3 protein-coding genes and 1 pseudogene are annotated in these 4004 nt (G+C 42.2%); all 4 read left to right on the top strand.

Translation table 11 applies throughout. The features are described 5' to 3' along the window. Positions 1-965 (top strand): eIF2A-related protein (locus tag F6K38_RS36650; protein WP_287359934.1); only part of this gene is annotated, 965 nt, incomplete at its 5' end. Further along, positions 966-1061 (top strand): annotated as a pseudogene (locus F6K38_RS43745) (hypothetical protein); the annotation flags it as partial. Between the two features lie 12 nt (positions 1062-1073). Continuing rightward, entirely contained in the window at positions 1074-1559 is a 486-nt protein-coding gene (locus F6K38_RS36645) for a WD40 repeat domain-containing protein (RefSeq protein WP_287359932.1), read from the top strand. 744 nt (positions 1560-2303) lie between these two features. Beyond that, on the top strand, positions 2304-3020 hold the full coding sequence (locus F6K38_RS36640; protein WP_287359930.1) for a phycobilisome rod-core linker polypeptide: 717 nt from the start codon (positions 2304-2306) through the stop codon (positions 3018-3020). Positions 3021-4004 lie beyond the last annotated feature (984 nt).

Below are 4004 nucleotides of genomic sequence, written 5' to 3'. Positions count from 1 at the left end.
GGGATAACGATGGGAATTTGATCACAACTCTAAATCAGGATAGCTGTTGGCATGTACATATAAAGGATTATCATTGCGGTCTTACCTCTGCGGTATTTTCTCCAGACGGAACTAAAATTATTACTACCAGTAAAGATAATACAGCTAAATTGTGGGAGCACAATGGTGAGCTTATCCACATATTTAAGGGACATACCGGTTGGGTTAATTCAGCTTTATTTTCCCAAGACGGTAAAATTATTACCGCTTATGAAGATAGCACTGCTAAGTTATGGGATAAGGATGGAAAATTAATTAAAACCTTAGCAGGACATTCCGAGGCAGTCAAAAAAGCATTGTTTTCCCCAGAGGGTAATAACATTATTACCGTTAGTGATGATGATACTGCCAAAATTTGGGATTTGGATGGAAACGCGATCGCTAAATTAATCGGTCATCAATTATCGGTTACTACTGCAGCGTTTGCTCCCCATGGAGACAAACTAATCACCGCCTCTGATGACTCTACAGTCAAGTTATGGGATATCACCCAACAACCAGTTAATTCTAGTTTTAGACATTCAGCATCTGTGAATTCTGCTGTGTTTTCTCCTGACGGCACAAAAATCTTGACAGCCACTACCGATAAAAACGCTTATTTATGGGATCTGAACGGAAAATTGCTTAAGCAACTTCCTCATGGCTGTGATGTCTCGAATCACTGTTCTGTAAAAACAGCAGCTTTCTCCCCTAATGGTAACTATATTATTACGACTTCCGATGATGGCAAAACCCGGTTATGGAATGGAAAAGGCGATCGCCTGATCATGGCTATTAATTTACATGATCACTATAATAACTTAACGATATTCGGTAGGAGTGGTGCTAAATTTGCCAGCTTTTCCCAAGATGACCAGCAAATTCTGACTACGTCTTACGATCAAACTGCCAAGTTATGGAATTTTAGTGGCAGTGAACTTATATAAATATCAGAGTACAAAGGACACAAGGGGGTAGTTAATTCCGCTGTCCTATCTCCTAACGGCCAGCAAATCCTTACGGCTTCTAACGATAAACTGGCGAAGTTGTGGAACTTGAACGGAGAAATAATTACTAATTTTAAAGGACATCAAGATGCTGTTAATTCCGCCGTCTTTTCCCCTGATGGTAAAACAATTCTCACTGCTTCAGCAGATCACACGATAAAGCTGTGGGATTTGAATGGAAACCTGATCCGAACCTTTGGAGGAGGTCGTGAGAAAGGACATATGTTTGATGTTAATTCAGCGGTGTTTTCTCCCGATGGTAAAACAATTCTCTCTGCTTCTTCTGATAAAACTGCCAGGTTGTGGGATTTAAACGGTAGGTTAATCCTGGTGATGAGAGACAATAATGCTGCTGTGAACTCCGCCGTCTTTTCTCCCGATGGCACCAAAATCCTCACTGCTTTCAGCAATGGCACTGCCAGGGTGTGGCTCAAGCCGGAGGCTATATATGAGTGGTTGCAAACAGCTAAAATTTATCAGCTCTCACCAGGAGATCGGAAGGTGTTTGGTTTAGAGCACAGCGATCCTAGATAAAATCCTGATGATTTCAGATGCCCTACTTGATTGACTTTTTTGGCTTCGTAGGTTGGGTTGAAGATAGTGAAACCCAACCCTGGTAATGATTTTAGGTAAAATCAATGGTTTTAGTTTTTTTTTATTCACTCAGGTGAGGTACCACGCCTTACTTCCTTGAAAGCGTGGCTCCCAGTTTCATTCGCCGTTGCTGTGTTGGGGGCGTTGCTGAATTAAGGAATGAATGTGCGATCATTTGGTTTTATTAAAGCCCCCTAAATCCCCCAATTCTGATACCGTTGGCGAAATTAATATTTGTTTACACAAGGGTAGCAGATGGGTAACTTTAAGTTCATGCTCCCCCAGAATTGGGGGTTGGGGGGCTATAAAGACTGCTGTCTTCAGGCTGATATTTCTAAATGTTAAATTCGCCAGCAGTATCAATTCTGGGGGACTTTGATAGTTTTGTTCCCCCCAGAATTGGGGGGCTAGGGGGGCAAAACCATACGCATAATCAGCAACGCCGTGTTGGGTACCTCAAAGAAGAAGTTGGGCAAGGTTGAGCTACAAGGTTAATACCATAAACATTAAATTGTAACAGATTAGGGTAGTTCTGAGTAATCCTGTAAGATTTTTTAATGAATAAGTAAATTTACTTATCATTAATGCAAACCGTGACCCACTAGCCCCTAGAATTAGAACCGTCTAGATAATCAAGGAATCGATCTTAACGGATTAATAAACACTTGCAGGGTCAAAGAAAAAATGCAAACACTAACTAATAACTCTCAGTTAATACAATCTTGGTCTACCTCTGAAATTTACCCAATCAGCTATAACGGCAGCCAAGGGAATACTATATCAGATGACGATAAATTGCTCAGCTTGAAAGCAGTATATAAGCAACTATTTAAGGAAAATCGAGATCTTGACTTTCACCATCATGCTAGCCTTGAATCTGCATACCTGAATGGTCAATTGAGCACTCGAGATCTGGTTCGTGAGTTACTTTGCTCGGACATGTATGTTAATTATGTCTTCGCCGTCAATAGTAATTTCCGTTTTGTTGCACTGTGCTTTGAGCGCGTTTTAGGTCGCCAGGCTACACAAAACGAGATCCATAAGTGGAGCTCCCTTTTAGCCTCGGAAGGTCTGATCACCTTTGCGCAGACATTGACCAATTGTGATGAATATATTGCAGCCTTTGGTGATGACATTGTACCGTTTCGCCGCTCTGAGAAACTGTCTTCCAGTAATCAGGGACTCCCGGCACTGCCAAAGGAACTGAGCATCAAACGTTATACAGGAATCGGTAACGTGATACAGCACTACAAATCCAGATCCCTTTTACCCTGGGAAGGCAATCTGCCGCCGCGTGTGGTACGCGAGATCGGCGCAGTTGTTACTGTAGCCGGTACAATTGAAGTTGTTCGTGTTATTCTCACCATTGCTTGGCAGGCTTATAGCACTGGTAGCCTGTGACATCCTCATATTCATTCAAAGATTACGGCATTGCTGAATCTTTGAATGAATATGAGTGGGGTGGGCATCCTGCCCGCCTGGAAATGAAACGGGCAAGATGCCCATTCCACAGGTGTGACCCTAGGGCGAGTAAATCGCCCTAGGGTCGCACCTACTATTAAAATCATTCCATTATTAAGCAACGCCGGATTTTTCCCCTATTCCCTCTTCCCTCTCTTCGCCTCCTCGGAGGGGTTATGGGTGGCTTCCAGATCCGCTGTTCCGGTGATCCGCTGTTCCCTGTTCCCTAAAACCCAAAAATTTGGAATTCACCTAATTGAAAACCGCTATAAATCCCCGACCCTATTGACTTAATGGAGGGACTCCTGTATTATTTTCTGAGAGTAAATTAGCCTAGTTGATAAGCAGGTGCACAAAATTAATTACACATTTTAAAATAATCAAAGCCTTGCAGGGCAAGGGTTACAGAGATTGGCAGTAGGTAATTAATTCTGTGTAGGTGCTTACCTGTTATGATATGCTGTTAAATCGAATTGCCTAAAACTATACTGTGTATAGCTTTGAGATTTTGATGATAATTGATAATTGAAACTACATAGAGCGTTTCTAGGACTCATGAGGTACACAGCATTGTTTGACTATTGGCTCTTGCCTCTTATCCCTGCTCCGAAGTCCCTGCTCCGAAGTCCCTGCTCCCTGCTCCGAAGTCCCTGCTCCCTGCTCCGAAGTCCCTGCTCCCTAAAACCTAGATATTTGTACCTCACAAGTCGTAGAATTGCTATAGTATCTCAAAACCTAAAAGTCTTCCCTAGTAATACTTTTAGGCTTTGTTTATGAAAACTTAGCCGAATCAGTACGGAATAACCGTAAATTATTCAGTTTCAGATGTCTACTCCTCTGTTGATTTATTCGGCTTGAATTTCCTGATATTATTCCTAGGCTTAGATGGGTTGACCCTGACAAATTACGCGATTACTTAACTGG

The sequence above is a fragment of the Moorena sp. SIO3B2 genome (assembly GCF_010692525.1).
Taxonomy (GTDB): Bacteria; Cyanobacteriota; Cyanobacteriia; order Cyanobacteriales; family Coleofasciculaceae; genus Moorena; species Moorena producens.
Note: the sequence above shows the minus strand (reverse complement) of the source record. Positions and strands in the feature narration are given on the sequence as shown.